The sequence below is a fragment of the Mesorhizobium sp. M00.F.Ca.ET.216.01.1.1 genome (genome assembly GCF_004010325.2).
GTDB lineage: Bacteria > Pseudomonadota > Alphaproteobacteria > Rhizobiales > Rhizobiaceae > Mesorhizobium.
The window spans coordinates 1-290 of sequence record NZ_SADR02000512.1; the positions used below are offsets into that span (position 1 = coordinate 1).

At 67.9% G+C, this 290-nt stretch carries 2 pseudogenes; both read right to left on the reverse strand.

From position 1 onward, the window contains the following. A pseudogene (locus EN859_RS40145) lies at window positions 1-118 on the reverse strand (sugar nucleotide-binding protein); the annotation flags it as partial. Continuing rightward, window positions 115-290, reverse strand: a pseudogene (locus EN859_RS40150) (dTDP-glucose 4,6-dehydratase); the annotation flags it as partial. The pseudogenes EN859_RS40145 and EN859_RS40150, both read right to left, overlap by 4 nt.

A 290-nucleotide genomic window follows, 5' to 3' on the forward strand; every position in this document is an offset into this window, starting at 1 on the left:
GCGCAAGGTCGAGTTGCGGCCGGCCAACGGCAACGACTTCCATGTCGCTCCGTCCTTGCGCCGCCTCCAGCAGGCTCGCGGCGATCTGGCCCTCGCGTCCGGTGACAGCGATCCTCACGACGCGCCCTTCCTGTCTTCCACCGCGGCCTGGCCCAGCCGCTCACCGGCATAGCGCTGCTCGCGGATCGGCCCCCACCACCATTTGTTGTCGAGGTACCAGTCGACCGTCCTTGCCAGGCCGCTGTCGAAATTCTCCCTTGGCGTCCAGCCGAGATCGCGGGCGATCTTGG